21 protein-coding genes are annotated in these 25,382 nt (G+C 63.3%); 6 read left to right on the plus strand and 15 right to left on the minus strand.

All coding sequences use genetic code 11. The features are described from left to right. Window positions 1-131 precede the first annotated feature (131 nt). From HWE04_RS23650 to HWE04_RS23660, 3 genes are all read right to left on the minus strand, one after another. Window positions 132-1,703 carry a methyl-accepting chemotaxis protein gene (locus HWE04_RS23650; RefSeq protein ID WP_241813862.1) on the minus strand — a complete coding sequence of 524 codons (1,572 nt, stop codon included), beginning with the start codon at window positions 1,701-1,703 and terminating at the stop codon, window positions 132-134. A gap of 173 nt (window positions 1,704-1,876) precedes the next feature. After that, complete coding sequence (locus HWE04_RS23655; protein WP_006461192.1) at window positions 1,877-2,707, minus strand: amidohydrolase family protein; 831 nt, start codon at window positions 2,705-2,707, stop codon at window positions 1,877-1,879. After that, entirely contained in the window at window positions 2,704-3,945 is a 1,242-nt protein-coding gene (locus HWE04_RS23660; RefSeq protein ID WP_006461191.1) for an MFS transporter, read from the minus strand. The genes HWE04_RS23655 and HWE04_RS23660 overlap by 4 nt, the downstream gene beginning before the upstream one ends. A gap of 376 nt (window positions 3,946-4,321) precedes the next feature. Here HWE04_RS23660 and HWE04_RS23665 point away from each other — a divergent pair, with 376 nt between their 5' ends. Beyond that, window positions 4,322-5,053 carry a GntR family transcriptional regulator gene (locus HWE04_RS23665; RefSeq protein WP_241813863.1) on the plus strand — a complete coding sequence of 244 codons (732 nt, stop codon included), beginning with the start codon at window positions 4,322-4,324 and terminating at the stop codon, window positions 5,051-5,053. A 17-nt stretch (window positions 5,054-5,070) separates the two neighbouring features. Here the strand turns inward: HWE04_RS23665 and HWE04_RS23670 are convergent, their stop codons facing one another. Together HWE04_RS23670 and HWE04_RS23675 are read right to left on the minus strand one after the other, a co-directional pair. After that, window positions 5,071-5,553: a type II TA system antitoxin MqsA family protein gene (locus HWE04_RS23670; protein WP_342222450.1), complete on the minus strand. Its 483-nt coding sequence runs from the start codon at window positions 5,551-5,553 to the stop codon at window positions 5,071-5,073. A gap of 1 nt (window position 5,554) precedes the next feature. Continuing rightward, window positions 5,555-5,851, minus strand: a complete 297-nt coding sequence (locus HWE04_RS23675; RefSeq protein WP_039873860.1) for a type II toxin-antitoxin system MqsR family toxin — start codon at window positions 5,849-5,851, stop codon at window positions 5,555-5,557. Window positions 5,852-6,295: 444 nt separating this feature from the next. On the opposite strand from HWE04_RS23675, the gene yfcF reads away from it, so the two are divergent. Then, entirely contained in the window at window positions 6,296-6,982 is a 687-nt protein-coding gene (gene yfcF, locus HWE04_RS23680) for a glutathione transferase (RefSeq protein WP_241813864.1), read from the plus strand. Between the two features lie 84 nt (window positions 6,983-7,066). Here yfcF and HWE04_RS23685 read toward each other — a convergent pair whose 3' ends face one another. Further along, window positions 7,067-8,323, minus strand: coding sequence for an MFS transporter (locus HWE04_RS23685; RefSeq protein WP_039873717.1), 1,257 nt, complete (start codon window positions 8,321-8,323; stop codon window positions 7,067-7,069). A 460-nt stretch (window positions 8,324-8,783) separates the two neighbouring features. Here HWE04_RS23685 and HWE04_RS23690 point away from each other — a divergent pair, with 460 nt between their 5' ends. Continuing rightward, window positions 8,784-9,512: a FadR/GntR family transcriptional regulator gene (locus tag HWE04_RS23690; protein ID WP_241813865.1), complete on the plus strand. Its 729-nt coding sequence runs from the start codon at window positions 8,784-8,786 to the stop codon at window positions 9,510-9,512. A gap of 105 nt (window positions 9,513-9,617) precedes the next feature. On the opposite strand, the gene HWE04_RS23695 is transcribed toward HWE04_RS23690, so the two are convergent. The 5 genes from HWE04_RS23695 to HWE04_RS23715 all read right to left on the minus strand — a co-directional run bounded on the left by HWE04_RS23695 (window position 9,618) and on the right by HWE04_RS23715 (window position 13,848). Continuing rightward, entirely contained in the window at window positions 9,618-10,382 is a 765-nt protein-coding gene (locus HWE04_RS23695) for a transporter substrate-binding domain-containing protein (RefSeq protein ID WP_413445088.1), read from the minus strand. 89 nt (window positions 10,383-10,471) lie between these two features. Continuing rightward, window positions 10,472-11,266: an amino acid ABC transporter ATP-binding protein gene (locus tag HWE04_RS23700; protein WP_241813866.1), complete on the minus strand. Its 795-nt coding sequence runs from the start codon at window positions 11,264-11,266 to the stop codon at window positions 10,472-10,474. Beyond that, complete coding sequence (locus HWE04_RS23705; RefSeq protein WP_006461182.1) at window positions 11,250-11,903, minus strand: amino acid ABC transporter permease; 654 nt, start codon at window positions 11,901-11,903, stop codon at window positions 11,250-11,252. Before HWE04_RS23705 ends, HWE04_RS23700 begins: the two co-directional genes overlap by 17 nt. After that, window positions 11,900-12,697: an amino acid ABC transporter permease gene (locus HWE04_RS23710; protein WP_077234869.1), complete on the minus strand. Its 798-nt coding sequence runs from the start codon at window positions 12,695-12,697 to the stop codon at window positions 11,900-11,902. The genes HWE04_RS23705 and HWE04_RS23710 overlap by 4 nt, the downstream gene beginning before the upstream one ends. A 296-nt stretch (window positions 12,698-12,993) precedes the next feature. Then, window positions 12,994-13,848 (minus strand): NAD-dependent epimerase/dehydratase family protein, encoded by an 855-nt coding sequence (locus HWE04_RS23715; RefSeq protein ID WP_182993311.1) that lies wholly within the window; start codon window positions 13,846-13,848, stop codon window positions 12,994-12,996. 451 nt (window positions 13,849-14,299) lie between these two features. On the opposite strand from HWE04_RS23715, the gene HWE04_RS23720 reads away from it, so the two are divergent. Further along, a complete protein-coding gene (locus HWE04_RS23720) occupies window positions 14,300-15,937 on the plus strand; it encodes a methyl-accepting chemotaxis protein (protein ID WP_241813867.1) in 1,638 nt (545 codons plus the stop codon). A 79-nt stretch (window positions 15,938-16,016) separates the two neighbouring features. On the opposite strand, the gene HWE04_RS23725 is transcribed toward HWE04_RS23720, so the two are convergent. Genes HWE04_RS23725 through HWE04_RS23735 form a run of 3 tightly spaced genes read right to left on the minus strand, consistent with a single transcriptional unit; the run spans window position 16,017 to window position 22,041 of the window. Further along, window positions 16,017-17,522: an efflux transporter outer membrane subunit gene (locus HWE04_RS23725; protein WP_446719250.1), complete on the minus strand. Its 1,506-nt coding sequence runs from the start codon at window positions 17,520-17,522 to the stop codon at window positions 16,017-16,019. Between the two features lie 11 nt (window positions 17,523-17,533). Beyond that, a complete protein-coding gene (locus HWE04_RS23730) occupies window positions 17,534-20,689 on the minus strand; it encodes an efflux RND transporter permease subunit (RefSeq protein ID WP_241813868.1) in 3,156 nt (1,051 codons plus the stop codon). Window positions 20,690-20,700: 11 nt separating this feature from the next. Next, complete coding sequence (locus tag HWE04_RS23735; RefSeq protein ID WP_241813869.1) at window positions 20,701-22,041, minus strand: efflux RND transporter periplasmic adaptor subunit; 1,341 nt, start codon at window positions 22,039-22,041, stop codon at window positions 20,701-20,703. A gap of 209 nt (window positions 22,042-22,250) precedes the next feature. Between HWE04_RS23735 and HWE04_RS23740 the strand changes: the two genes are divergently transcribed. Further along, window positions 22,251-23,702, plus strand: coding sequence for an ATP-binding protein (locus HWE04_RS23740; RefSeq protein WP_241813870.1), 1,452 nt, complete (start codon window positions 22,251-22,253; stop codon window positions 23,700-23,702). Further along, window positions 23,699-24,430 carry a response regulator gene (locus tag HWE04_RS23745; protein WP_241813871.1) on the plus strand — a complete coding sequence of 244 codons (732 nt, stop codon included), beginning with the start codon at window positions 23,699-23,701 and terminating at the stop codon, window positions 24,428-24,430. The genes HWE04_RS23740 and HWE04_RS23745 overlap by 4 nt, the downstream gene beginning before the upstream one ends. Window positions 24,431-24,671: 241 nt before the next feature. Here HWE04_RS23745 and HWE04_RS23750 read toward each other — a convergent pair whose 3' ends face one another. Beyond that, window positions 24,672-25,163, minus strand: coding sequence for an SIR2 family protein (locus HWE04_RS23750; RefSeq protein ID WP_241813872.1), 492 nt, complete (start codon window positions 25,161-25,163; stop codon window positions 24,672-24,674). Window positions 25,164-25,382: the final 219 nt, after the last annotated feature.

The following is a 25,382-nucleotide window of genomic DNA, read 5'->3' on the forward strand; positions in this document are numbered from 1 at the left end:
GGCATACGGCTATCGAGATGAGGAGTACTTCTTCCTCAAAATCAAAGCCGCGTTCCCCGGAAATCTGCGATGAACCAAAAAAATCCCGTCCGGCAGGCCGTGACGGGATGGCAGCGTGACGGCCGCGCGGCTTATGCCGGCAGCAGCACGCGCTCGCCGTTGCGCAGGCGGAAACGTCCCACCAGGCCGGCCAGCTGGTCGGTCTGGTCGCGCAGGGAGTGGGCTGCGGCAGCCGCCTCCTCCACCAGCGCGGCATTCTGTTGGGTGCCTTCATCCATCTGCGTGACGGCATGGTTGATCTCGTCGATGCCGCGACTCTGTTCCCGGCTGGCCACCGCGATCTCGTTCATCAGGGTCGCCACGCGGGCCACCGAATCGACGATCTCGTGCATGGTCTTGCCGGCCTGGTCGACCAGGTCCGCGCCGGTGGCTACCTGCTGCACCGATCCTTCGATCAGTTCCTTGATCTCGCGCGCTGCCGCGGCCGAGCGCTGCGCCAGGCTGCGCACCTCGGTGGCCACCACCGCGAAACCGCGTCCCTGTTCACCGGCACGGGCCGCTTCCACGGCCGCATTGAGCGCCAGGATATTGGTCTGGAAGGCGATGCCGTCGATCACGCCGATGATGTCGGCGATGCGCGAGGAACCCAGGCGGATCTCGCCCATGGTCTGCACGACGCGGTCGACTACCTCGCCACCCTCGCTGGCCAGACGTGAGGAAGTTGCCACCAGCTCGTTGGCCTGATGCGCGTGGTCGGCGTTCTGGCGCACGGTGGAGGTCAGTTCTTCCATGGCCGAGGCGGTCTCTTCCAGACTGGAAGCCTGCGATTCGGTGCGCGATGAGAGGTCGGCATTGCCGCTGGCGATTTCGCCGGAAGCGGTATTGATGATGGCGATACTGCGATGCACCTCGCCCACCATCGTGCCCAGGCTCTCGGTCATGTGGTTCAGCGCCAGCATCAGCTGGCCGGTCTCGTCACGGCCGTGCACCTTGACCTGACCGGTCAGGTCATTGTCGGCCACGCGACGTGCCAGTTGCAGGGCCTCGACCAGGGGTCCCGCCACCACCCGGGCGATGGTCACGGCCAGTATCAGGCCGATCAGGATGCCGGCGGCCAGCACGCCGATGATCCAGTTCTGCGAGGTGTTGTAGACGCGGTCAGCCTCGGTGTTGGCGGCTTCCTTTTGCTCGATGTTGGCCAGGCGCAGGGTCGAGAACTGCTTTTCGATGGCGCGATAGGCCTTCAGCGAGTCACCCTTGGTCAGAGCCAGCGCCTCTTCCTTGTGATTGTCGTGGGACAGCGCGATGATCTTCTTGTGCTCGACGAGATAGGTGGCCAGGGTCTTGCTGAGCTGGTCGAATGTGCTGGCCTGCTCCGGGGTGAGGTCGAGCTTGCGGTATTGCTCTTCCAGGCTGCTGAATTCCTTGTAGCGGTCGGCCAGTGCCTTTTCCAGCGTCGCCATGGTTTCCTGGTTGCCCAGGATGTGCTGGAACTCGGTGGAGCGCACCCGCACCAGCGTGCGTTCCAGCATCAGGCTGATGCGTATGCTGGGTTCCCACTTGTGGGCGATTTCGGTGGCCGTGTCATTGACCTTGTCCATCTGATACAGCGAGAAGATGCCAAGCGCCGTCATCAGCCCCAGCACCGTGACGAAGGAGAGCAACAGCTTGGTTGCGATCTTCCTGTCCATGAACCATTTCATTGAGATATCCCTTTCCTGTCCAACCCCACCAATCGGTCACGGAGAAAATCCGAAGGCCTGAGAAGATTGGCTTTTCGATATTTCCTCTTGCGCAAAACAAAAGGACCCAGCCCGTGTCACGGACTGGGTCCTGGAGGGGCCGCCCGAGCGGCCGGCCCTCCATGTCGGCAGACTCAGGCGAAGTCGAACAACTGCGCCGCTGTCTTGCCGGTGATGAGACGACGGTCCTGCTCATCGCTCACCAGATCCTCGAATCGCCGCCAGCTGTCGGCATAGTCGGTCATGCTCTCGTGCTGGGTATGCGGCCAGTCGCTGCCCCAGAGCAGGCGCTCCGGCCCCAGATGCTGGCGCAACAGCGGCCAGGCCTGACGCGCAAAATGCGCACCACCCTCACTGCCGCCATTGCGGTATTGCGCCGACAGCTTCACCCACACCAGGCGCGAAGCACCGGTGGAGAGCAGGTACCGGAAACCTGGATCGTCCACGCCCAGGGCCGGATCGACCCGGCCAAAATGATCCACCACGACCTTCATGCCCAGTTCCAGCAAGGGCTCCAGCACCTGCGGCAGGTCCACCGCCTCGCGATGGATCTCGACCTGCCAGCCCAGTTGCGCGATATGCCGCAGGGTGTCGCGCCAGGCGCCCTTGAAATCCGGCAGCGGTGCGCCTCCCACCAGGTTGAAACGCACGCCGACCACGCCCCCTTGCTGCAAGGCCAGCAGGGCTTGCTCGCCGATATCGGGCTCGACCATGGCGATGCCGCGCAGACGATCCGGTGCGCGGGCGATGGCCTGCAGCATGTAGCTGTTGTCGCTGCCCAGGAAACTCGGCTGCACCAGCACGCCGTGACTCATGCCCAGGGCATCCAGCCGGGCCAGGTATTCGTCCACGGTGATGTCGTAGGCCGGGGTGTAGCGACGGCCATCAGCCATCGGCAGGCCACGCGCAAACACGTGCGCGTGGGTGTCGATGCGCAGGCCGGTGGTGCTGGCCGCTTTGCTCATGCTGCCGTTTCCATGCTGCGGCCCTTGGTTTCAGGGAGCATCAGCACGGCCACCACCACCAGCGAATAGGCGATGGCGGCATCGATGCCGATGGCCTGGCCCAGCGGCATCGAGTCACTCATGTGACCCACCAGCACTGGGAAGCCGGCCGAGGCCACGCGACCGAAGTTGTAGCAGAAACCGACCCCGGTGCCGCGGATGCCGCTCGGATACAGTTCGTTGAACAGCGCACCCAGGCTGGCCGGAATACCGGCTGCAAAGAAGCCCAACGGGAAACCGCAGACCAGCATCTGCGTGTCGGTCAGCGGCAGGAAGATGTAGCACAGCACGGTCAGCACGCAGCAGATGGCAAACGAAGCCACGGTACGACGGCGACCGATGCGGTCGAGCAATTGCGAACTGGCGATGCAACCACACCAGAAGGCGACGATGATGACCGCCAGATAGCCCCCGGTGGAGAGCACCGACAGGTGCTTCTCGGTCTTGAGGTAGGTCGGCAGCCAGGTCATCAGCGCGTAGTAACCACCATGGGCGCCCACCCCCAGCAGGCTGCCGATAATGGTCAGGCGCAGCACGTCGGGGCGGAAGATGCCCAGCAGGGTGCTGGCTGCAGGCTTGCCGGCAGCGGCCTTGCGGCCGGCCAGGAAGGCATCGGTTTCCGGCACCGAACGGCGCACGTACACCACCAGCAGTGCCGGCAACAGACCGATGACGAACATCACGCGCCAGGCCATTTCCTGCGGCAGCAGCGAGAACAGCACCGAGAACAGCAACACCGCACCGCCCCAGCCGACGGCCCAGGCGCTTTGCACCGTGCCCATGGCCTTGCCTCGATGTTCGGCGCGGATGGTCTCGGCCATCAGCACGGCACCGGCCGCCCATTCGCCGCCGAAGCCAAAACCTTGCAAGGCCTTCAACACCAGCAGTTGCGGATAGCTCTGGGCAAAGGCGCTCAGGAAGGTGAACAGCGAAAACCAGATGATGGTGATCTGCAGTGTCTTGACGCGGCCGTAACGGTCCGACAGGGCGCCGGCAAACCAGCCGCCGATGGCCGAGGCCACCAGCGTGGCGCCGCTGATCAGGCCGGCATCGGCCTTGCTGAGGGAAAAGGCCGCGATCAGCGCCGGAATGGCCAGGCTGAACATCTGCACGTCCAGCGCATCCAGCGCCCATCCGCTGAAGCAGGCCCAGAAGGTCTTGCGTTCCTTGGCAGTCACCTGCCGATACCATGAAAACATTGTCTCGTCCTCTAAGCTGAAGGCGCGCAACCGGTGCGATCCCCTCCCGGCAATGGCTGGGGAGGGATGAACGGAAGCGCGAAGCTGATTGAATTATCTCGTTGATTACTCATATAGACATATATATGAGTTGGCGTAAGATAACACAGGCAAATGGCCTCAACAATCCTCATCCGCTCGTGGTGCAATCTCTCCTGGCAGGCCGCATCGGGTAGCTGTCATGGGATGCAGGCATGATCTGCGTGATGCGGCCACAAGACAATGCCGGCGGCACTGTACCTGCCAGGGCTGGGCTGCACTGTTCACCCCGCCGTTGTGGGCAAGCCGCGCCACGGGTAGACTGAGCCCCTTTCATCCATGCAAGGCCAGTTCCACCATGCCTGACCAGTCCGTCGATGGGCGCCTGCCGCTTTATCTCCAGTTGCGCGACCTGTTGGCCGCGCAGATCCGCGCCCAGAAGTGGCAACCGGGTCAAGCCATTCCGTCGGAAGCGGAACTCAGCCAGACCCATCAGATGGCAGTGGGAACGGTGCGCCGCGCCATCGAAACACTCATCGCCGAAGGGCTGGTGGAGCGTACGCATGGCCGGGGGACCTTCGTGCGCAAGGCGCGCTTCGACAATTCCCTGTTCCGGTTCTTCCGTTTCGAATCCGCCGAGGGGCAACCGCTGGCGCCCAGGAGCGTCATCGTCGGCCGCAAGATCATCGAGGCGCCACGTCAGGTGGCCGAGGCCCTGCACCTCAAGCCCCATGCCCGGGTGATAGAACTGCTGCGCCTGCGCACGGTGGACGATCAACCGGTGCTGGCCGAGAACATCTATCTCTGCGCCCAGCGGTTCAAGGCCCTGACCGACAAGGCGCCGGAAGATTTTGGCGACCTGCTCTATCCGCTGTATGAACGTGAATGCGGCCTGATCGTGGCCTCGGCCCGCGAGACCCTGACAGTGGAAACGGTGACGGCGGCGCAGGCGCGCCTGCTGGGCTTGAAGGAAAAGACGCCGGTAGTGGTGATCGAACGCATCGCCTTCGGTTCGGACGGAACACCGCTGGAGTGGCGGCAGTCCAGGGGTGCGGCGAGCAAGTTCAGGTATAGCGCGGAGATTCGCTAGCGGCAGCTTCCGGGACGCTACTTGCGTCGACCCTGGGTCAGCCGGGCGGCCCGTGGTTCCCGGATTTCCAGTATATGGGGCGGGCGCGCTGCATCGTTCGTCCCGGCCCTTACCTCGGCCAGCAAATCCGGATGCTTGCGCAGCAGGCGCAGCAACAATACCAATGCGCGTGGTGGCTTGATCTTCCCGGCCTCGTAACGGTTGAAGGCATTGATGCCGCCGCCGAACAGCAGGCTGGCTTCGCGCTGGCCCAACTGCAGGAGCTCGCGTGCCTCGAGGATCTCGGCAGGATCGATGAGGCCGGCATTGACCTCCTTGTTGAAGGCCAGTGCCTCGGAAGAGACTCTTTCTTCCTCCGCAGGCAGGGGCAGGCATTCACCGCAGAGCGGGCAATAGTCACCTGTCACGCCCCCGATGAGGGTCGTCTCGCCCTTATAGGTATAGGGCAGGTCTCGGGTGGCGCGGACCATCTCGGCACCGCCGCAACTGGGACAGTTCATCTCATCTCTCCTTGAACGATACGATCAATACGTCATCCAGCACGGTCAGCTTGATGTACAGCACGCCATGACGGGTCAGCGGGCAGTACACGTCATGCCAGATCCGGTGATCCAGGTGGCTGGTCATGCTCTTGTAGAAATCACTGCTCTTGAGCGCTGCCACCACTGCGGTCATCTCCGATTCGTCCATGCCCAATGCTGCGGCGCCCAGGAGGGCCGTCGCAGTTTTGCGGATTCGCCCCTGGGCGAGCAGTGAATGGATTTGATACAGCTTGCGGTGAGGCGTGTGCTTTTCCATGTGCATGGTAACCATCCTGGTTACGCAAACCAAGGTGATAAGGGCAAAAATTGTTCGAGAAAACTGCGCAACAAGGTCGGATACGACTGATGTATGCAGCCGGAGAGGTGGAGCGAAGGAGGGAGTGTGGTGCGACTTGTGCGGATTTCAGACAGATGGTTTGAAATCCTGAGGAGATCTCGTTTACTATCGTCACTCAGCCCATCACTTCCCGCACCATGAATCTGAAGCGATCCATCACCCGCAAGTCCACTGCCCTCCCGGCGGCAGGCCTGCGCGCGTGCGGGCTGAATACCAAAAAACGGCATCTCCGCTGACGGGGATGTCACGTCCCGTCCGGCGGATCGCCTGGCGGGACTGGATCGCAGCAGTGTTTTCCCTTTCAGACCTCGCCCGGCAGCGCCGGCGGAACGGCTTTCATCAACCGTTCTTCCAGAGGTACTCATGCAAAACAGTTTTACCGGACTCCAGATAGGCGGCGCCTTCCCCGCCACCGCCGACAAGGCGCTGCAGCTGTACGCCGACGCGCAATACGCCAGTCCCTACGCCATGTCGGTCTTCGTGGCCCTGCGCGAGAAGCAGTTGCCCTTCACGTTGCAGACCGTGGATCTCGACGCCGCCGCCAACTTGGCACCGGCCTATGCCGAGCTGTCGCTGACGGCGCGCGTGCCGACGCTGCTGCACGGCACGCTGGCGCTATCGGAGTCCTCGGCCATCACCGAATACCTGGATGAGGTCTTCGCCGGCCCGCGGCTCTATCCGCAAGACCCCGCGCAGCGCGCACGGGCGCGACAGGTGCAGGCCTGGCTGCGTAGCGACCTGATGCCGATTCGTGAAGAGCGCAATACGCAGGTGCTGTTCTATGGCGCCAAGAAGGCGCCGCTGACGGCGGCGGGCCAGGCGGCGGCGGCGCGCCTGTTCCGCTTTGCCGAGAGCCTGTTGGCGCCGGGTGCGTCCAGTCTGTTCGATGGATGGAGCATTGCCGATACCGACCTGGCGCTGATGCTCAACCGGCTGGCCCTGCACGGTGACCCGGTGCCAGAGGCCCTGCTCCGTTACGCGCAGGTCCAGTGGCAACGGCCGGCCGTGCAGGAATGGGTAGCGTTGCAGCGTCCGCCATTGGCAAGTTGATCCGGGCTTGCGGGTCTCATGACCCATGAAAAAGGGGCGGCGCCTCTCGACGCCGCCCCTGTCCCACTCTCGCCTGCGATACCGTCAGGCCAGCGCCTGCGCGCGCGGTCGAGCCAACGCAAACACCACCGCCACGGCGACCAGATCGAACACCGCCAGCAGCACAAACAGCGGGCCATAGCCGATCTGCGTGACCAGGATGCCGAACAGCAGGGTGAACAAGGTCGCCCCCAGGTAGCCACTCATGCCGGTCAAGCCAGTGGCGGTCGCCACCTGGTTGCGGGTGAAGACGTCGGAAGTGATCGAATACAGCGCGCCCGACAGCGTCTGGTGGGCGAAACCACCAATGGACAGCAGCGCGATAGCCACATAGGGACTATCCACGAAGCCCACGCAGGCCGGCCCGATCATGGCCAGGCTGCCCACCAGCATGACCAGCTTGCGCGAGGTGAACAGTGACACATTGAGATGCTTGTGGAAGAACGGGCTCAGGTAGCCACCCAGCACGCAACCGATGTCGGCGGCCAGGAAGGGCAACCAGGCGAACATGGCGATTTCCTTGATGTTCATGTGGCGCTCGGTCGCCATGTACAGCGGAATCCAGGCATTGAAGGTCTGCCAGGCCGGCTCCGAGAGGAAGCGCGGAACGGCGATCGACCAGAAGTTGCGGCTGCGCACGATGAGCGTCCAGCTCTCGCGCTGCACCTTCTCGGGCGATTTTTCCTGGCCGTCCAGGATGTAGGCACGTTCTTCCGGCGACAGCAGCTTCTGATCCCGCGGGTTCTTGTAGAACAGCATCCACAACACGAACCAGATCACCCCCAGCACGCCCACCACCACGAAGGACATGCGCCAGCCGCCGTGCAGGATGGTCCACACCACCAGGGGCGGCGCGCACAGGGCGCCGATGGAGGAACCGATGTTGAACCAGCCGATGGCCACCGAGCGCTCCTTGGCGGGGAACCACTCGGTGGAAGCCTTCACCCCGCCCGGGATGCCAGCCGCCTCGGTCACGCCCAGCAGCGCCCGGAAAAAGGCCAGGCTCTGCCAGCCGGTGGCCATGGCAGCGGCGGCGCACACCAGCGACCAGGCCAGCGCGAAGATGCCGAAACCGATCTTGGTCCCCACCGCATCAAGGATGTAGCCCGCCACCGGCTGCATGAGGGCATAGCAGATCTGCCACGACACCACGATGTAGGAATACTGCTGGGTGCTCATGTCCAGCTCTTTCATCATGGTCGGTGCGGCCACCGACAGCGTATTGCGGGCCAGGTAATTGACGATCAGGGCCAGGGTCACCAGGGTGACCATGTACCAGCGGATTCCTCTTACGTACTTCATGGCGTCTCCAAAAGGATTTTTATTCAAATGGGCAGTACTGCAGCGGGCCGTCCCTGCTGCGCGCGGCGCCGGACAGGCCGGACGACGGTGGATGACGCGCAGGGATACAGTCCCGGCCGTCCTGAGGACGGGCGGAGGCTTGAGAAGGCTAGGCAGGTCTTGGTTTCATACCGGTCTCCACACTGACTGCTGTTGTCTTTTTTATGGCTGCAATTATACGATGTCGTATAAGTTAAAGTGCAATTAGTCCGACTAATTTTGAATGCAGGTGGACAACTTTAATGATCGACGTCCATGAAGTCAACCGAATTCGCGCCACTTCCCAGCCTGGAAGCGCTTTTAAAGCGGTTTTCGGCTCGGTTGCACGAATTGCAACAGCTTTTGGCCGCGCTGGCTTGCACAGCCAGGGCGAGTCCTTCATAGTGTCCGGAGAAGAACTCAACGGCAGCAGTCATCGTACATGTCAGAATCCCGCACACCGCCGCTCCCCGCTCCAACGCCAGCACCCGGCCAGCTCAGCCGCTCAGAACATATCTGCAAGCAGATCATCGCCGCCATCCTGCGCGGCGAACTGGGCGAGAACCGCCGCCTGCCGACCGAGGTGGAACTGGCGCAGCGCTACCAGGCCTCCCGCACCACGGTGCGCGAGGCGCTGTCGCGGCTGCGCTCGGAGGGCATCGTGGTATCGCGCCGCGGCTCCGGCAACTATGTGCAGCGCCTGCCGTCCCTGCAAAACAGCGTACCGGCGCAGATCGCCAGCATCCACGACATGGAGCGCTACTACGCCTTTCGGGAATGCGTGGAAGTGGGCGCGGCCGGCATCGCCGCCCTGGCGCGTCAGGAAGACGACGTGGGCCTGATGCACGCCTGCTTGCAAGCTCTGCGCAGTGCGCAACTGAAGGGCCAGACCGGGGTCGAGGAAGACCTGGCGCTGCACATGGCCATCGCCCGCGCCAGCCGCAACCCCTTCTTCATCTCCACCATCGAGCATGCGCTGGGACCGATACGCCAGTGCATGGAGCTGGCCCGGAATCTGGGCTCGCCCCAGGACAGTGTGCGCATCCAGACCATCGACGATGAGCACCAGGCCATTGTCCAGGCCATCGCCGAGGGTTCGCGCGAACGGGCCGAAGCGGCCATGCGCCGACATATCGGCCTGGCGCGGCTGCGCATCTTCGAGGGCGGCTGATCGACGCCAGGCATCGCCAAAAGCGAGCCAAGAAAAACAAAAGGACCGGAATTGTCCCGGTCCTTTTGTTCAGGCAAACCTGACGCGTCCTATGTCCGCCCTCGCCTACTGCGGATTCTGGGTCGCCTGTGGCAGGTCGCGGCCGTGGTATTTCTTGTAGATGGCATTGAGCTTGCCGTTCTTCTGGTTGGTCCGCACCCAATTGTCGATCCATTCCTTCAGGCGCGGCTGGTTCTTGTTCATGGCGATGCCCAGGTCGAAGGCCTTCTGCTCGAATTTCATTTCCAGATTCTTGTCCGCTGCCTTCTTCTGCATCTCCTGCAGGTTGGACGGCGTGCTGGAGAACAGGTCGATCTGACCGGTCACCATCGAGGTGATCAGGGTGGCGTCGTCTTCATAGCGCACCACCTCGGCGCCTTTGGCGTTCTGCGTGGTCAGGGTGTCATTGGGGGTGGCGCGGGTGACGCCGACGCGCTTGCCGGCAAGGCCGGCGTAATCCTTGACGGCCATACTCCGCGGACCACCGATGATGAGACTGATGACCGCATAGGGTACCGAGAAATCAATGACCTTCTGCCGCTCCGGCGTGATCGACAGCGAGCCCACCACGATGTCGGCGCGATTGGCCTGCAGGGTCGGCACGCGGGCGGCATTGGTGACGCCGGCCAGCTCCAGCTGCACACCGAGGTCCTGTGCCAGCAGCCGCGCGGCGTCGACATCGGAACCGGCCAGTTGCAGCTTGTCGTCGGTGAAACCGAACAAGGGTGTGCTGATGGTGGTGGCAATGCGGATCTTGCCGGCCTTGCGGATATCGTCCAGCTGGTCGGCCAGTGCGCTCTGGGTGGCCAGGCCGAGCAGGACAAGGGCCATGGTGGTATGGGTCCAGCGGTAGAAGGATGGCAGGGGCATGTTGAGTCTCCGTTATAGATATGGGTGAAGCAGCAAGGGACGTCGTTGGGCTACAGGTCGGCAGCCAGGAAAGCCTTCAGTTCGGGGGTATGGGGATGGTCCAGCATCTCGCCGGGGCCGACTTCCCAGACCCGGCCCTGATGCATGTAGATGATGCGGTCGGCCACGCGCTTGGCGAAGTTCATCTCGTGCGTCACCAGCAGCATGGTCATGCCGTTGGCGGCCAGGTCTTCCATCACGCGCAGCACTTCACCGGTCAGTTGCGGGTCCAGCGCCGAGGTGACCTCGTCGAACAGCATCACCTTGGGCGACATCGCCAGCGAACGCGCAATGGCCACGCGCTGTTGCTGACCACCAGAGAGTTGTTCGGGATAGGCTGCGGCCTTTTCGTCCAGCCCGACCTGGGCCAGCGCCGCCAGCGCCACGCGCCGCGCCTCGGCCTTGTCCTGCTGCTTGACGTGGCGCAGGGCCAGCATCACGTTCTCCAGCACGTTCAGGTGGGGGAACAGGTTGTAGCTCTGGAAGACGATGCCCACCTCGCGGCGCAGGCGATGCAGGTCCACCTGCGGATCATCGACACGGATGCCGGCCACCTCGATGCTGCCGGAGTCGATGGTCTCGAGCCGGTCGATGCAGCGCAGCGCCGTGCTCTTGCCCGAGCCCGAAGCGCCGATGATGGCGATCATTTCGCCGCGCGCCACCTCGAAGGACACCCCCTTCAGGACCTGGTTGTCGCCGAAGCTCTTGTAGATCTGATCAAGCCTGACGATGACGGGCTGCACCTCCTGGGCGGGCGCCACGGGACGCAGGTGCGTCACCGTCTCCGGATTAACGATTGCCGACATTGAGTTTTCTCTCCATGGATGCGCTCCAGCGCGATAGGGGATAGCAGAGCAGGAAATAGAAGGTTCCGACCAGCACGAATACCAGGAAGGGCTGGAAGATCGAGTTGTTGATGATCTGCCCGGCATGCGTGAGTTCGACGAAACCGATCACCGAGGCCAGCGAGGTCATCTTGATCAGCTGCACCAGGAAGCCGATGGTGGGTGGCAGAGACAAGCGAACCGCCTGCGGGATGATGACCAGGCGCAGTGTCTGCCAGCGCGTCAGCGAGAGGCATTCGGAAGCCTCCCACTGCGGCCGTGGCATGGCCTCCACGCAACCGCGCCAGATGTCACCCAGATAGGCGCTGGCATAGATCATCATGGCGATGCTGGCCGCCACCAGCGCCGGCAGCACCAGGCCGTAGACCGACAAGCCAAAGTAGACGATGAACAGCAGGATCAGCAGGGGAATGCCCTGTATGCACTCAATGAAGAGCAAGGCGGGGCGCCGCAGCCAGGCCCGAGGCGAGATGCGCGCCAGCATCAAGAGGAAACCGCCGACACCGCCCAGCACGAAGGCCAGCGCCGAGAGCACCAGGGTCCAGCCGATGGACTGCACCAGATAAAAGAAGTAGGTCCAGGTAAAGCCGCCCATCATGAGACCCTCCCACCGGTGCGGGCGCGCAGGCGTACGGCCGCATGCACGTAGGGTGTGTGGACCAGTGGCGCCGTGCCGGGCGGATCGTTCACCGGGCTGCGCCGGCCCTGGGCCGCGGCGCGACGCAGGGTACGACGACGCTTGAAGATGGTCTCGCCCACGGCATAGGCGATCAGCTTGACCAGCACTGCCAGCACCAGATACAGCAGCGCCACCACGATATAGGTCTCCAGCGAACGGAAGGTATCGGACTGCACGGTATTGGCGATGGCCGTCAACTCTTCCGCCGAGATCTGCGAGGCCATCGCCGAGGCCTGCATCATCAGCAGGAACTGGCTGGTCAGTGCCGGATAGACGCGCTCGATGGCCGGCTGCAGCATCACGTGCCAGCGGATGCGCCAGGTCGACAGGCCCAGGCATTGCGCCGCCTCGATCTGGCCACGCGGCACGGAATCGATGCCGGCGCGGATGATCTCGGCCGCATAGGCGGCGATGTTGACCACCATCGCCAGGGTGGCCGCCGCGAAGGTCGGCATGCGCACGCCCAGGCTGGCCAGGCCGAAGTACAAGAGGAATATCTGTACCAGGAAGGGCGTATTGCGCACCACCTCGATATAGGCGCTGCACAGCTGGGCGAGGATGCGATTGCGGCTGTTCTTGGCGAACGCGACGAAGATGCCCACGCTCACTCCGGCGATGACGGCCACGCTGGTCATCCTTAACGTCAGCCAGGCGCCGCGCAGGAATACCGGCCAATAGGGGGCGAGGGGCGAGAAATCCAGAGAAAAGTTCATGGCTGCCGGTCCATCAAGGTGGAAGGAAACCGGACATCGGTGCGACGCGTGCGCGATCCTGCTGCGTGCGGGCGGCCCGGTGTACCGGGTGCTGCCTTGCTGCGATTCAGGTCAAGCTGCTGCTCAAACGCTTACATGCGGGACGGGCCGGCGCGCACTGGGGCGACGCGCTGCACATCAAGTGCTTTCAGGTCTGGCGGGTGAAGGACTTCACGCCGCCGGGGAGGTACTACGCTACTGCGATGACTGGGTACTGCCTTGCTACCGGGACAGGACAGAGAAACCTGGCCTGCCGCTCAGCCGACCAGGGGATCGAACGGACCGGCGGCCGTGAAGGCACCACCCTGCAGGGTCGCCACCGGATCATCCGGGGCCGGCTGCGGCTGGGCTTCCACCTTGGCACGAAAGATCTCGGAACTGTCCTTGGGCGCATAGCCCAGATGGGCTGCGTAACGGTTGTCCCACCAGGTGTGCGCATTGGCCGACATGCCATAGACCACGGTATGACCGACGTCCGGGGTGAACAGCGAGCGGCGCAGCAGCTGCTCGAAATCGTCCATGCTCATCCAGCTGGCCAGCATGCGGCGATTGGTCGCCTCGGGGAAGATCGAACCGATGCGGATGCTCACCGTCTCCACGCCATAGCGGTCGAAATAGAACTGCGCCATGTCTTCGCCATAGGACTTGGACAGCCCGTAGTAACCGTCGGGACGACGCAAATCATGCGCATCGATGCGCTGGTCCTGGCGATAGAAACCGGTGACGTGGTTGGAACTGGCGAAGATGACCCGCTTGACGCCATGGCGGCGTGCCGCTTCATAGATGTGGAAGACGCCCTTGATGTTGGCTTCCAGGATTTCCTCGAAGGGCCGTTCCACCGACACCCCACCCAGGTGGATGATGGCCTCGCAGCCGGCCACCATGGCATCGACCGCAACACGGTCGGCCAGGTCGCACCCCAGTACCTGCTCGTGTGGCGCTGCCGGGCCGGCCGCCTCCATGGCGCTGGCGAGGTCGGCCAGTCGCACACTGTCGGCAAAGGATGCCAGGCGCGGGCGCAACTGCTTGCCCACGCCACCGGCCGCGCCGGTCAGCAACAGGCGGGAAAAGCGTGCGGTCTGCCACGCATCGCGATCGGAATCTGCGCTCATGCGGGCTGTCTCCTGATGGTTGCTCATCGTTGTTGTTGTGGAATCGGGTTCAACGGCGACATCGCGGACAAGATGCCATCGTGGCAAACGATCTTGTACGTTGTCGTATCACTTGCGGATTATTCCCGCCGGGCGAGGCCTTGTCAAATGGATTTATATGGCGAACAAGGCGCGTCAAAAGCGCGACAGTGTAGGCAATTCTCACGGGAAAATCACACGATATATCCTCTATCTCTCAACAAAACAACGTTAACTCGCATCAAATGAGATAAACGTACGATCGCATCCGAAAGTCCTTGGAGCTGGGAATTATTCTCATCTAAAATCTTTTCCACCGGGAAAGTGAACCTGCAACGCGCCCTCCCCAACGGCCATCGCGGCAGGCAATCCTGCTCCTCCTCCTCCGCTGCCCCCACAGCCGGACTCCACGTACAAGAAAAGTCACAATCCCATGAATCATCTGAGCAAGCTCAAGATCGGGACCCAGCTGCGTCTCGGCTTCGGCATCGTCATCGCATTGATGCTGGTGCTGATCGCCATCGCGCTGGTCCGCATGCAGTCCATCTCCGGCGCGATGCGCTACCAGAACCAGGTCACCGCCAGCAAGCTGGAGCCGCTGTACATCGCCCGCGAGGCACTGGACCAGACCGGCATCGCTGCCCGCAACGCCTATATCTTCCGCGATGATGCCGACGCCACCCGCGAACTGGCCCTGCTGGATGAGCAAAAGGCCATCTACCTGGCAGCGCTGCGCCAGCTGGACGCGGTCATGGCGGGCAATGCCCAGTTCGAGAAGGCCAAAAGCGGCCTGCTGAGCATGGCCGACGAACTGAAGCGGCCGCGCCGCTATCGCGAGAGCGGCCAGATGGACGCCTATGGCCAGTTCCTCGTGAAGGAATGCAGCCCGCTGCGGCGCCAGATCGTCAGCGACATCGACACCCTGCTCAAGACCGTGCAACGTGAAAACCAGCAGGCCAGTGATGCCGCTGAAGCCCTGTTCGACAGCTCGCTGCGCCTGATCGTGGTGTGTGCCGCGATCATCCTCGCAGTCTCGATCGTCACGGCGTGGCTGATCCGTCGCAGCCTGCTGGGCCAGCTGGGTGGCGAACCACGCTACGCGGTGGAAATCGCCGGGCGCATCGCCGACGGCGAACTGGCCACGCCCGTCCATACCGAACCGGGTGACCGCTCCAGCCTGATCCATGAAATCCGCATCATGCGCGACAAGCTGGCCTCGCTGGTCCAGCAGGTCCGCAGCGGGACCCATACCATCGCCAGCGCCTCGACTGAAATCGCCATGGGCAACCAGAACCTGTCGGAACGCACCGAACAACAGGCCGATACCCTGGAAAAGACGGTGATCGCCATGGATGAACTGAGCCAGGCGGTGCGCCGTAATGCCGACAATGCGCAGCAGGCCGAGACGCTGGCCGCCTCGGCCTCGGAGATCGCCAGCCAGGGTGGCGCAGTGGTCCAGCAGGTGGTCGAGACCATGGGCGTGATCGATGCTTCCTCGCGCAAGATCGTGGACATCATCAGCGTGATCGATGGCATCGCCTTCCAGACCAATATCCTGGCGCTCAATGCCGCCGTCGAAGCGGCGCGTGCCGGTGAACAGGGACGCGGTTTCGCGGTCGTGGCCTCGGAGGTCCGGTCGCTGGCGCAACGCTCGGCCGCCGCCGCCCGCGAGATCAAGCACCTCATCGACAGTTCGGTGGCCAGCGTGGCCGACGGCAGTCGCCTGGTGCAGCATGCCGGCGGCACCATGCAGGAAGTGGTGACCAGCGTGCAGCGCGTCACCGCCGTGGTGGCCGAGATCAGCGCCGCAGGTCGCCTGCAGTCCGATGGCATCCAGGCGATGCAGCACGCCATCGCGCGTCTGGATGAAAACACCCAGCAGAACGCCGCGCTGGTCGAACAAGCCGCAGCAGCCTCGCAATCGATGAGCCAGCAGGCCGACCATCTGAACCACCTGGTGGATGCCTTCAAGCTCAGTGCAGCGCAGATGGAAGGTCAGCCGGCGCAGGAGGATGGAGAACACCGCACCATCGATATCACGCCCGCGCGCGCCAGCCTCGGTCTGCGCTGATCCAGGAAGAAATGGAAATAGAAACGCCGCGACCCGGTAACAGGTCGCGGCGTTTCATCTTGTGAGCCGGCCCCCGCAATCAGGAGAGCGCCCCCTTGTCCGCAACCGAGGCCGAAGCCGACGCGGGCTGGGTCTGCTGGGTCTGCTCGTACCAGCCACCGCCCAGCACCTTGTAGAGAGTGATGCGATTGCTCTGCTCGGTCAGCCGCAGCGAAATCAGGGTCTGTTGCGCCGAATAGAGCGTACGCTGCGCCACCAGCGTCGTGAGGTAGCTGTCGATGCCGTTCTTGTAGCGCGCCTCGGACAGGCGGAATGCCTTGTCGCTGGCGGCGGTCGCCTTGCCCTGGGCATCCAGTTGCTGATCCAGCGTGGCGCGCACGGCCAGCGCATCGGCCACTTCACGGAAGGCGGTCTGGATGGCCTTCTCGTAATTGGCCACGTCGATGTTGCGGGTGATCTTGGCCACATCCAGGCTGGCGCGCAGGCTGCCGGCATTGAAGATGGGCAGGTTGATGGACGGTACGAAGCTCCAGCTGCCGCTGCCCGCCTTGAACAAGCCCCCCAGCGTACGACTGGCAGTGCCGCCATCGGCAGTGAGCGAAATGCTGGGGAAGAAGGCCGCACGCGCCGCCCCGATATCGGCATTGGCGGACTTGAGCGTATGCTCGGCCGCCAGCACGTCCGGACGACGCAACAGCACTGCCGAAGGCAGGCCGGACGGGGTGGAGGGCAGCACGCTGGCGGTTTCCGGCAGGCCGCTGGGCAACAGCGTCGCATCGACATCCGCGCCCACCAGCAGACGCAAGGCATTGAGATCCTGCGCCACCTGGCTGGTATAGCTGGCCACGTCGGCGCGGGCGCCTTCCACGGTGGCTTCCTGGCTGGCCAGGTCGACCCCGGAGACGGTGCCGATCTCGTGACTGCGCTGGCTCAGTTCGAAGGTACGTGACTGGCTGGCATAGGTGTCCTGCGCCAGCTTCAGGCGCTCGCGATCGGAGGCCAGCGTGAGCCAGGCCGTGGCGACCTCGGCCACCAGGCTGATGTGGGTGCTGCGGCGGGTCTCGACCTGGTACTGATAGGTCTCCAGCGCGGCATCGGAGAGGTTCTTCAGGCGCCCGAAGAAATCCAGCTCGTAGGCGCTGATGCCCACGGTAACGCTCTGCTGGCGCGTCACCGTGGCGCGGCCACTGGTGGATAACTCGGACGGCGTGCGGCTGGCGCTGCTGGTGCCGGTGGCGGAGATGGCCGGATAGCGGTCGGCATCGGCGATGCGATATTCGGCCCGCGCCTTCTCGATGTTCAAGGCAGCCACGCGCAAGTCGCGGTTGTTCTCCAGCGCGGCGGCGATCACCTGCTGCAGGCGCGGGTCGAGGAAGAACTCACGCCAGCCCAACTGGTCGGCATCGATCTCGCCGGCAGCGCGCGAACCACTGGTGACCAAGGGCTTGCCATCGACCTGTTGCGACCAGCTGGCCGGAACCGGCGCGGCCGGTTGCGCATAGTCTGGCGCGAGGTTGGCGCAGCCGGCCAGGGCAGCGCTCAGGGCCAGCGCCAGGACGGTGCGCAGGTGTTTGTTGTGGATCATCGGGCGCATCATCACAGGCCCTCCTTTGGCATGGCGTGATCGTCATCCCGGCGCGGTCTGGCCGCGGCGCGGCGGTCCAGCCAGGTGCCGATCAGGTAATAGAACAAGGGCACGAAGAAGATGCCCAGCATGGTGGCCGACAGCATCCCGCCCAGCACACCAGTACCGATGGCACGGCGGCTGGCCGAGCCGGCACCGCTGGCCAGGGCCAGTGGCAGGACGCCGAACATGAACGCCAGCGAGGTCATCAGGATCGGCCGCAGGCGCAGCTGCACCGCCTCCAGCGTGGCATCGCGCAGGCTCTTGCCGGACTCGTGCAACTGCTTGGCGAATTCCACGATCAGGATCGCGTTCTTGGCCGACAGGCCCACCGTGGTCAGCAGGCCGACCTGGAAATACACGTCATTGGACATGCCGAAGACACCGGTGAGCAGCACGGTACCCACAATCCCCAGCGGCACCGCGAGGATCACCGCGAAGGGAACCGACCAGCTCTCGTAGAGCGCTGCCAGGCAGAGGAACACGAAGAGGATGGAAATCGCATACAGCATTGGTGCCTGGTTGCCCGAGAGCCGCTCCTGGTAGGACGAACCGGTCCACTCGAAACCGATGCCCGCCGGCAGTTGCGCCACCAGCTTTTCCACCTCCGCCATGGCGGTCCCCGAACTCACCCCGGCCGCCGGTTCACCGACGATCTCGAAGGAAGACACGCCGTTGTAGCGCTCCAGCAGCGACGGTCCATAGGTCCATTGGCTGCTCATGAAGGCCGAGAACGGCACCATCTGGCTGGCCGAGTTGCGCACATACCAGCGGTTGAGGTCATCGGCCTGCATGCGGAACGGCGCATCGCCCTGCACATAGACCTTCTTGACCCGGCCATTGCTGAGGAAGTCGTTGACATAGGTACCGCCCATGGCGGTGGCCAGGGTGGCATTGATATCGGAGGTCGCAATCGACAGCGCATCAGCCTTGCGGTCATCGATGGCCACGCGCAGCTGCGGCGTATCGTCCAGGCCGGTGGTGCGCACGTTGGCCAACAGCGCATTGCTGCGCGCCAGCTGCAGGAACTGGTCGCGTGCCTTCAACAGGGCATCGTGACCCACACCACCGACGTCCTTCAGTTCGAGGTCGAAGCCGGAACTCTGACCCAGGCCACGCACCGCCGGCGGGTTCATCAGGAACACCCGCGCGCCACGGATCTTGGACAGGTCCGCATTGGCACGACGCACCAGGGCCGAGGCCGACTGGTCAGCCCCCGTGCGCGCATCCCAGGGCTTGAGGCGGATGAAGGCCCGTGCACCATTCTGGCTGTTGCCGCCCACGCCGGCACCGACAATGGCCAGCACCGAATCGACCGACTCAGGCTTGTTCATGAAGTATTCCTGCACGGTCTTGACCACGGTGGCGGTCTGCTCGGCCGTGGCGCCGGTAGGCAGCTGGATCTGCGCCATCAGCACGCCCTGATCCTCTTCCGGCAGGAAGGAGGTGGGCAGGCGCATGAACAGGATCGCCATGGCCGCCGCGATCAGGGCATACATCAGCAGGCCGCGCTTGCCACGCTGCAGCAGGCCGGCCACGCCACCCTGGTAGCGCGTGGCGCTGCGATCGAAGGTGCGGTTGAACCAGGCGAAGAAACGGCCCTGCTGCACATGGCCGGCGGCATGCGGCTTCAACAGCGTGGCGCACAGCGCCGGGGTCAGGGTCAGCGCCACCATCACCGACAGCGCCATGGCCGAGACGATGGTGATGGAGAACTGGCGATAGATCACGCCGGTGGAGCCACCGAAGAAGGCCATCGGAATGAACACCGCCGACAGCACCATGGCAATGCCCACCAGCGCGCCGGTGATCTCCTGCATGGACTTGCGGGTGGCCTCACGGGGACTGAGTTTTTCCTCGCTCATCAGGCGTTCGACGTTCTCGACCACCACGATGGCATCGTCCACCAGCAGGCCGATGGCCAGCACCAGGCCGAACATGGTCAGCGTGTTGATCGAATAGCCGAACATGGCGAGGATGCCGAAGGTCCCCAGCAGCACCACCGGCACCGTGATGGCCGGGATGAAGGTAGCCCGCAGGTTCTGCAGGAACAGGTACATGATCAGCACCACCAGCACGATGGCTTCGATCAGGGTCTTGACCACCTCTTCCAGGGACACCCTCACAAACGGCGTGGTGTCATAGGCGACATTGGTCTTGAGCTTCATGGAGGCCGGGAAGTACGGCTCCAGCTCGGCCATCTTCTGCTTGACGGCATCGGCCGTGGCCAGCGCGTTGGCGCCGGTGGCCAGCTGGATGGCCAGCGCCGAGGACGGCTTGCCGTTCTGCTGCGAGGCCACCTGGTAGCTCTCGCCACCGAGTTCCACCCGCGCCACGTCGGAGAGCTTGACCAGCGAACCATCGGCCGATGACTTGACGATGATGTTGCGGAATTCATCGGGCGTGGTCAGCTTGCTGCGCGCGGTGATGGTGGCATTGATCTGCTGGCCGGGCCGGGCCGGCAGCGCACCGATCTCCCCTGCCGAGACTTCGGTGTTCTGGGCCTCCAGGGCGCTGGTAACGTCGGACGGCATCAGCGCATATTTCTGCAGCTTGGCGGGATCGATCCAGATGCGCATCGCATAGTTGGTCCCGAAGGCGGTGACGTCACCCACGCCCTCGACCCGACTGATCTGGTCGGTCAAGGTGCTGCTGATGAAGTCGCCGATATCGATGCTGGTGATGCGCGGATCATCCGAGGTCAACGACAACACCATCAGGATGTCGGTGGACGCCTTGGTGACGGTCACACCATTGTTCTGCACCGCCTGCGGCAGCCGCGCCGTGACCTGCTGCAGCTTGTTCTGCACCTGCATCTGCGCCACGTCCGGATTGGTGCCGGCGGTGAAGGTGAGCGACACCGTGGCGCTGCCGGCCGAGCTGGAGCTGGCCGACATGTATTGCAGGTTGTCCAGGCCCTTCATCTGCTGCTCGATGACCTGGGTCACCGAATCCTCCAGGGTCTTGGCCGAGGCACCGGTATAGGTGGCCTTGATGTTGACCTTGGGCGGGGCGATGTCGGGATACTGCTCCAGCGACAAGGAACGGATGGCCATCAGGCCACCCAGCATGATGATGATGGCGATGACCCACGCGAAGATGGGCCGGTCGATGAAGAAACGTGCCATGTGCGCCCCGCTTACTTCGACTTGGCGCCGGCGGCGTTGTCGGTGGTGGTGGCGCCTGTGGTGGCGGGGCTGGCAGCGTTATTGCCAGCGTCTGCATCAGCATTGTCGGCATCGCCTCCCAGCGAGGGATCGGCAGCGGCGGCGGCGGCTTCGCTGGCCAGGTCCTTCTTCAGGCTGTCGGTGATGTCGATGGCACGCGGGGTATCGCCGGTGCGCACCTTCTGCAGGCCATCGACGATGAGCTTGTCACCCTCCTTCAAGCCCTTGCTGGTCCACCAGTTGTTACCCACTGCACGCGCCACGGTGACCAGACGTTGCTCCACCTTGCCATTGGCGCCCAGCACCAGGGCCGTTGCCGCCCCGGTCTGGTCACGGCTGACCGCCTTTTGCGGCACCAGCAGGGCATGCTCGTCCACGCCCTCCTCCAGCACCGCCCGTACATAGGCGCCCGGCAGCAACACACCGTCCGGGTTGGGGACCACTGCGCGCAGGGTGATCATGCCGGTACCGGTATCGACCGACAGGCCGGTGAATTCCAGGCGGCCGGTGCGGTCGTAGGCGGAGCCGTCTTCCAGCAGGATCTTGACCTGGGCGGCGTTCTCGCCGCTCTTGCGGATCTGGCCGCTGGCCAGTTCGCGGCGCAGACGCAGCAGATCCACCGTGGACTGGGTGACGTCCACGTAGATCGGATCGATCTGCTGCACGGTGGTCAGCGCCGTGGTCTGGCTGGCGGTGACCAGCGCGCCGGGCGTGACCGAAGACTTCTCGATACGCCCGGAAATGGGTGAGAGGATCTTGGTGTACTGCAGGTTGATGGCCGCCGTCTGCACGGCCGCCTTCTGCACCTCGACGTCGGCCTGGTTCTGGCGCAGGGTGCTCTGGGCGTCGTCGTTATCCTGTTTGGAAACGGCGTCGATCTTGTTGAGTTCGGCGTAGCGCTGGGCCTTCAGCCTGGACGAAGCCAGCGTGGCCTCGGCCTTGAGCAGCGATGCTTTGGCGCTGTCGTAGGCCGCCTGGTAGCTGGCCGGGTCGATCTGGTACAGCGGCTGACCGGCCTTGACCTTGGCGCCCTCCTTGAACAGCCGCTTCTGGATGATGCCGCCCACCTGCGGGCGGATATCGGCGGCCAGGTAGGCACTGGTGCGGCCGGGCAATTCGGTGGTCACTGCCTGTCGCTGGGCCTTGACCACCACGTAACCGACCTCGGCCTGGGCCGCTGCCTTGGGCGCCTCGCCGGAGCGGGAGCAGGCCGCCAGGGTCAGGGCCAGCAGGGCGGCCAGGGTCAGGGTGCGCAGCAGGCGGGGCGGATTCTGGCGCAGCAGGGGCAGGGCTTGGGAGCGGAAATCGGGCATCTGGGCGGCTTTCTGCCAGGAACACCTGCCGCCATGGGCAGGCAATCCGGGCGCAATGAGCTATCGGACCCGTGATTATGGAAAGCAAATGTGAAGGAAATTTGAGCGCAGCCACTTTCTTCCCGGAATGAAACAGATCGCTCCCCGGCGCTCGCCGCCATGCGACTATCTTGTTAAGCTGGCGCCTTGTCCTGTCATTCCCGGCCCCCGTGTTCAAGTCCATCGCCCACTCGCTGGCGGCGCTGTCCGACCGCTTCTTCCACCGCGCCAACATCCGCCTGAAACTGTTCTACGCGATGCTGGCGCTGATCGTGGCGCTGATCGCCGCCATCAATGGCGCCGGGCACTACATCTTCAACCGCGACTTCCTCGGCTATCTCAACGAACAGGCCCAGCAACGCATGGAAGACATGGTGCCGCGCCTGGAACAGGCCTATCGCGAGCACGGCAACTGGGACTTCATCCGTGGCCAGCCACGGGTCTGGTTCGAACTGATGAAACCGGCCATCGTCGAGCACAACGGCGTGGTGCCGCCATCTGGCCCGCCGCTGACCCCCTCCGACCTGACCGGCGCCACGCTGCGCTTTTCCTTGCTGGATGCCCATCGGCAACTGGTGATCGGTTATCCCAACATCGGTCCCGATGCGCGCCTGCGACCGCTGCTGCTGGACGACACGATCGTCGGCTGGGTGGCACAGACGCCCTTCGAAAACGTGATCGGTGCCATCGACCTGCGCTTCCAGCAGAGCCAGTTCCTGGCGCAGCTCATCATTGCGGTGGTGGCGGTGATGCTGGCGGCATTTCTGGTGGTGCGCATCTCCGGCGTGCTGACACGCCCGCTCACCCGGGTGGCGCGCGCCACCCACCGGCTGGCCGGCGGCGACTACGGGACCCGGGTCGAGGTCGAGTCCGGCGACGAGGTGGGACGGCTGGCGCAGGACTTCAACCAGCTGGCCATGACGCTGGAGCGCAACGAGCAACTGCGGCGCGAATTCATGGCCGACGTTTCGCATGAACTGCGCACGCCGCTGGGCATCCTCAACGGTCAGCTGGAAGCACTGGAAGACGGCGTCATGCAACCGGACGCGCAGACCCTGCGCTCGCTCAAGAGCGAGGTGGAACATCTCAACAAGCTGGTGGGTGACCTTTACGACCTGTCGCTGGCGGACGCCGGTGCGCTGGCCTATCGCCAGACGGACATGGATCTCTTGCCGCTGTTGCGTACCAGCGTGCAGGTCTATGGCGAGCGCTTCAGCCAGCGCGGCCTGACCCTGACGGCACAACTGCCGGCGGCCATGCCGGTGCATGCCGATGGCGCGCGCCTGCAGCAACTGTTCAACAACCTCTTCGAAAACAGCCTGCGCTACACCGATGCCGGCGGCGGCCTGCACCTGCAGGCCAGCCTGCAGGAACAACACTGGCATCTGGTCTTCGACGACAGCGCGCCGGGCGTGCCGCCGGAGGCGATGGCGCGCCTGTTCGAGCGCTTCTTCCGGGTCGAGAGTTCGCGCAATCGCGCCAGTGGTGGCGCCGGACTGGGGCTGGCGATCTGCCGCCGCATCGTCGATGCGCACCAGGGCAGCATCGCGGCCAGTGCCTCGCCCACGGGCGGCCTGCGTGTCACGGTGGTGCTGCCGGCGCGGTTCGAGGAGCAGCCATGAGCGAAGCCTTCCACTTCCAGCCGCCGCAGAGCGCCGACATCCTCATCGTCGAGGACGAGCCCAAGCTGGCCGAACTGCTGCAGAAATATCTCGCCGCAGCCGGCTACCGGTCACGCCATGTGGCGCGAGGCGATGCCGTCGTCGAGGCGGTGCAGCAGCAGCGCCCGGACCTGATCCTGCTCGATATCATGCTGCCGGGAATGGATGGCTGGGAAATCTGCCGTCGCCTGCGCAGCTTCTGCGACGTGCCCATCCTGATGCTGACCGCCCGCGCCGAAGAAGAGGACCGCCTGCGTGGTCTGGAACTGGGTGCGGACGACTACATCAGCAAGGCACCGTTTTCGCCGCGTGAAGTGGTGGCGCGGGTCAAGTCCATGCTCAGGCGCAATGCGCTGGTGCAACGCGCACAGGCACAGACGAGCCCGACCGCTGCGGAGTTGCTGCATATCGACGAACTGCGGCACCAGGCCAGCGTACGCGGCGAGCCGCTGAACCTGACGCCACTGGAACTGCGCCTGCTCAAGACCTTCGCCGCCGCACCGGGCCAGGTATTTTCACGCGAGCAGTTGCTCAACCACCTGCACGACGACGACCGCCCGGTCACCGACCGCGTCATCGATACCCACATCAAGAACCTGCGGCGCAAGCTGGAACCATTCTTCCCAGGTCATAACGCGATCCAGGCGGTGTACGGGGTGGGGTATTGCTTCGAGTTGCCGTCGTCATAGCGACCGTTCAAGGCTAAGTTTAGCCATGCGCGCTCCAGTTAAGGTGGCAATAGATGTTAGGGAAATCCTCGCAATCGAGCACGTAGTCAACCAAGAGAGTGGCTACCATTCTGACAACCGCGTCGGCGCCTTATGCGTGGCCGATGATGCTGCACCGTCACCGAGCCAAATTGTGTTGCTAAGGTTGAGCATTTAGAGATGGTACATGCTAGCGTTGAACTTCATCACTGGGATGCATGCATCAGTCGTCTTGATGTCTGCGATAAATAGTGTAATCGTGGTCTTCTTTCATCGTAACGCAGTTGATGCCTTTAACTTTGACATCACGCCTTCGCTCTAATAAAAGGTTGACTCGATGAGCAATCACGCTATGGTTGGGATCGACAATCAATATTTCCTCAAGAACTTGGTTGCTAAATCCCGCTGCTAAAACCATACCCAATTCTGCGTCGAGTGGATCAAGTGAGAGACCGTAAATTACTACTTTACGGCAGTTCTCGAGCGACATCCATGCAAGTCCGTGCTGATTACCAATCCATATTTCATCCGCTTTATCTCGATAGCGTTCTCTTGTAACTTCAGAAGGTAAGTACATCCGATTAGTATTGCTAACGCTTCCGTGTATATGAATTGGATTTAGCTGAAGATGAAAATCTTTGATTAGAATTTTTCGAATAGCGTTTTCGATTACCGTATCCCAGTTCGTAGATATGAGCAAAATTCCATTATTCATGGGGAGAATTAGGTCCCATAGGAGCTTTTCAAGACTTGGTCTGTGCTTGATTTCTCTGTCTTTCTCCGCTTTACGGAGTTGTTGCGCGATGCTGATCTTTATCGCGCGTAATAACTCTAAATATTTGGCTAGTTCGGTTCGGTGTTGATTTGCTCGCAGAATTGACCCTCGCCATCTGACCCACTTTCCACTGCCTTCCGAAGGCAGCTACGCGGTCAT

This window comes from Herbaspirillum sp. C7C2, from assembly GCF_022627865.1.
Classification (GTDB): Bacteria; Pseudomonadota; Gammaproteobacteria; order Burkholderiales; family Burkholderiaceae_D; genus Herbaspirillum; species Herbaspirillum frisingense.

Coding starts and splice junctions, on each gene's coding strand:
- HWE04_RS23710 (WP_077234869.1), bottom strand. CDS start 12,697: ATGAACTTTTCTCTGGATTTCTCGCCCCTCGCCCCCTATTGGCCGGTA.
- HWE04_RS23705 (WP_006461182.1), bottom strand. CDS start 11,903: ATGATGGGCGGCTTTACCTGGACCTACTTCTTTTATCTGGTGCAGTCC.
- HWE04_RS23745 (WP_241813871.1), top strand. CDS start 23,699: ATGAGCGAAGCCTTCCACTTCCAGCCGCCGCAGAGCGCCGACATCCTC.
- HWE04_RS23715 (WP_182993311.1), bottom strand. CDS start 13,848: ATGAGCGCAGATTCCGATCGCGATGCGTGGCAGACCGCACGCTTTTCC.
- yfcF (WP_241813864.1), top strand. CDS start 6,296: ATGCAAAACAGTTTTACCGGACTCCAGATAGGCGGCGCCTTCCCCGCC.
- HWE04_RS23750 (WP_241813872.1), bottom strand. CDS start 25,163: ATGAATAATGGAATTTTGCTCATATCTACGAACTGGGATACGGTAATC.
- HWE04_RS23690 (WP_241813865.1), top strand. CDS start 8,784: ATGTCAGAATCCCGCACACCGCCGCTCCCCGCTCCAACGCCAGCACCC.
- HWE04_RS23675 (WP_039873860.1), bottom strand. CDS start 5,851: ATGGAAAAGCACACGCCTCACCGCAAGCTGTATCAAATCCATTCACTG.
- HWE04_RS23650 (WP_241813862.1), bottom strand. CDS start 1,703: ATGAAATGGTTCATGGACAGGAAGATCGCAACCAAGCTGTTGCTCTCC.
- HWE04_RS23685 (WP_039873717.1), bottom strand. CDS start 8,323: ATGAAGTACGTAAGAGGAATCCGCTGGTACATGGTCACCCTGGTGACC.
- HWE04_RS23665 (WP_241813863.1), top strand. CDS start 4,322: ATGCCTGACCAGTCCGTCGATGGGCGCCTGCCGCTTTATCTCCAGTTG.
- HWE04_RS23730 (WP_241813868.1), bottom strand. CDS start 20,689: ATGGCACGTTTCTTCATCGACCGGCCCATCTTCGCGTGGGTCATCGCC.
- HWE04_RS23670 (WP_342222450.1), bottom strand. CDS start 5,553: ATGAACTGTCCCAGTTGCGGCGGTGCCGAGATGGTCCGCGCCACCCGA.
- HWE04_RS23695 (WP_413445088.1), bottom strand. CDS start 10,382: ATGGCCCTTGTCCTGCTCGGCCTGGCCACCCAGAGCGCACTGGCCGAC.
- HWE04_RS23660 (WP_006461191.1), bottom strand. CDS start 3,945: ATGTTTTCATGGTATCGGCAGGTGACTGCCAAGGAACGCAAGACCTTC.
- HWE04_RS23700 (WP_241813866.1), bottom strand. CDS start 11,266: ATGTCGGCAATCGTTAATCCGGAGACGGTGACGCACCTGCGTCCCGTG.
- HWE04_RS23720 (WP_241813867.1), top strand. CDS start 14,300: ATGAATCATCTGAGCAAGCTCAAGATCGGGACCCAGCTGCGTCTCGGC.
- HWE04_RS23735 (WP_241813869.1), bottom strand. CDS start 22,041: ATGCCCGATTTCCGCTCCCAAGCCCTGCCCCTGCTGCGCCAGAATCCG.
- HWE04_RS23725 (WP_446719250.1), bottom strand. CDS start 17,522: ATGATCCACAACAAACACCTGCGCACCGTCCTGGCGCTGGCCCTGAGC.
- HWE04_RS23655 (WP_006461192.1), bottom strand. CDS start 2,707: ATGAGCAAAGCGGCCAGCACCACCGGCCTGCGCATCGACACCCACGCG.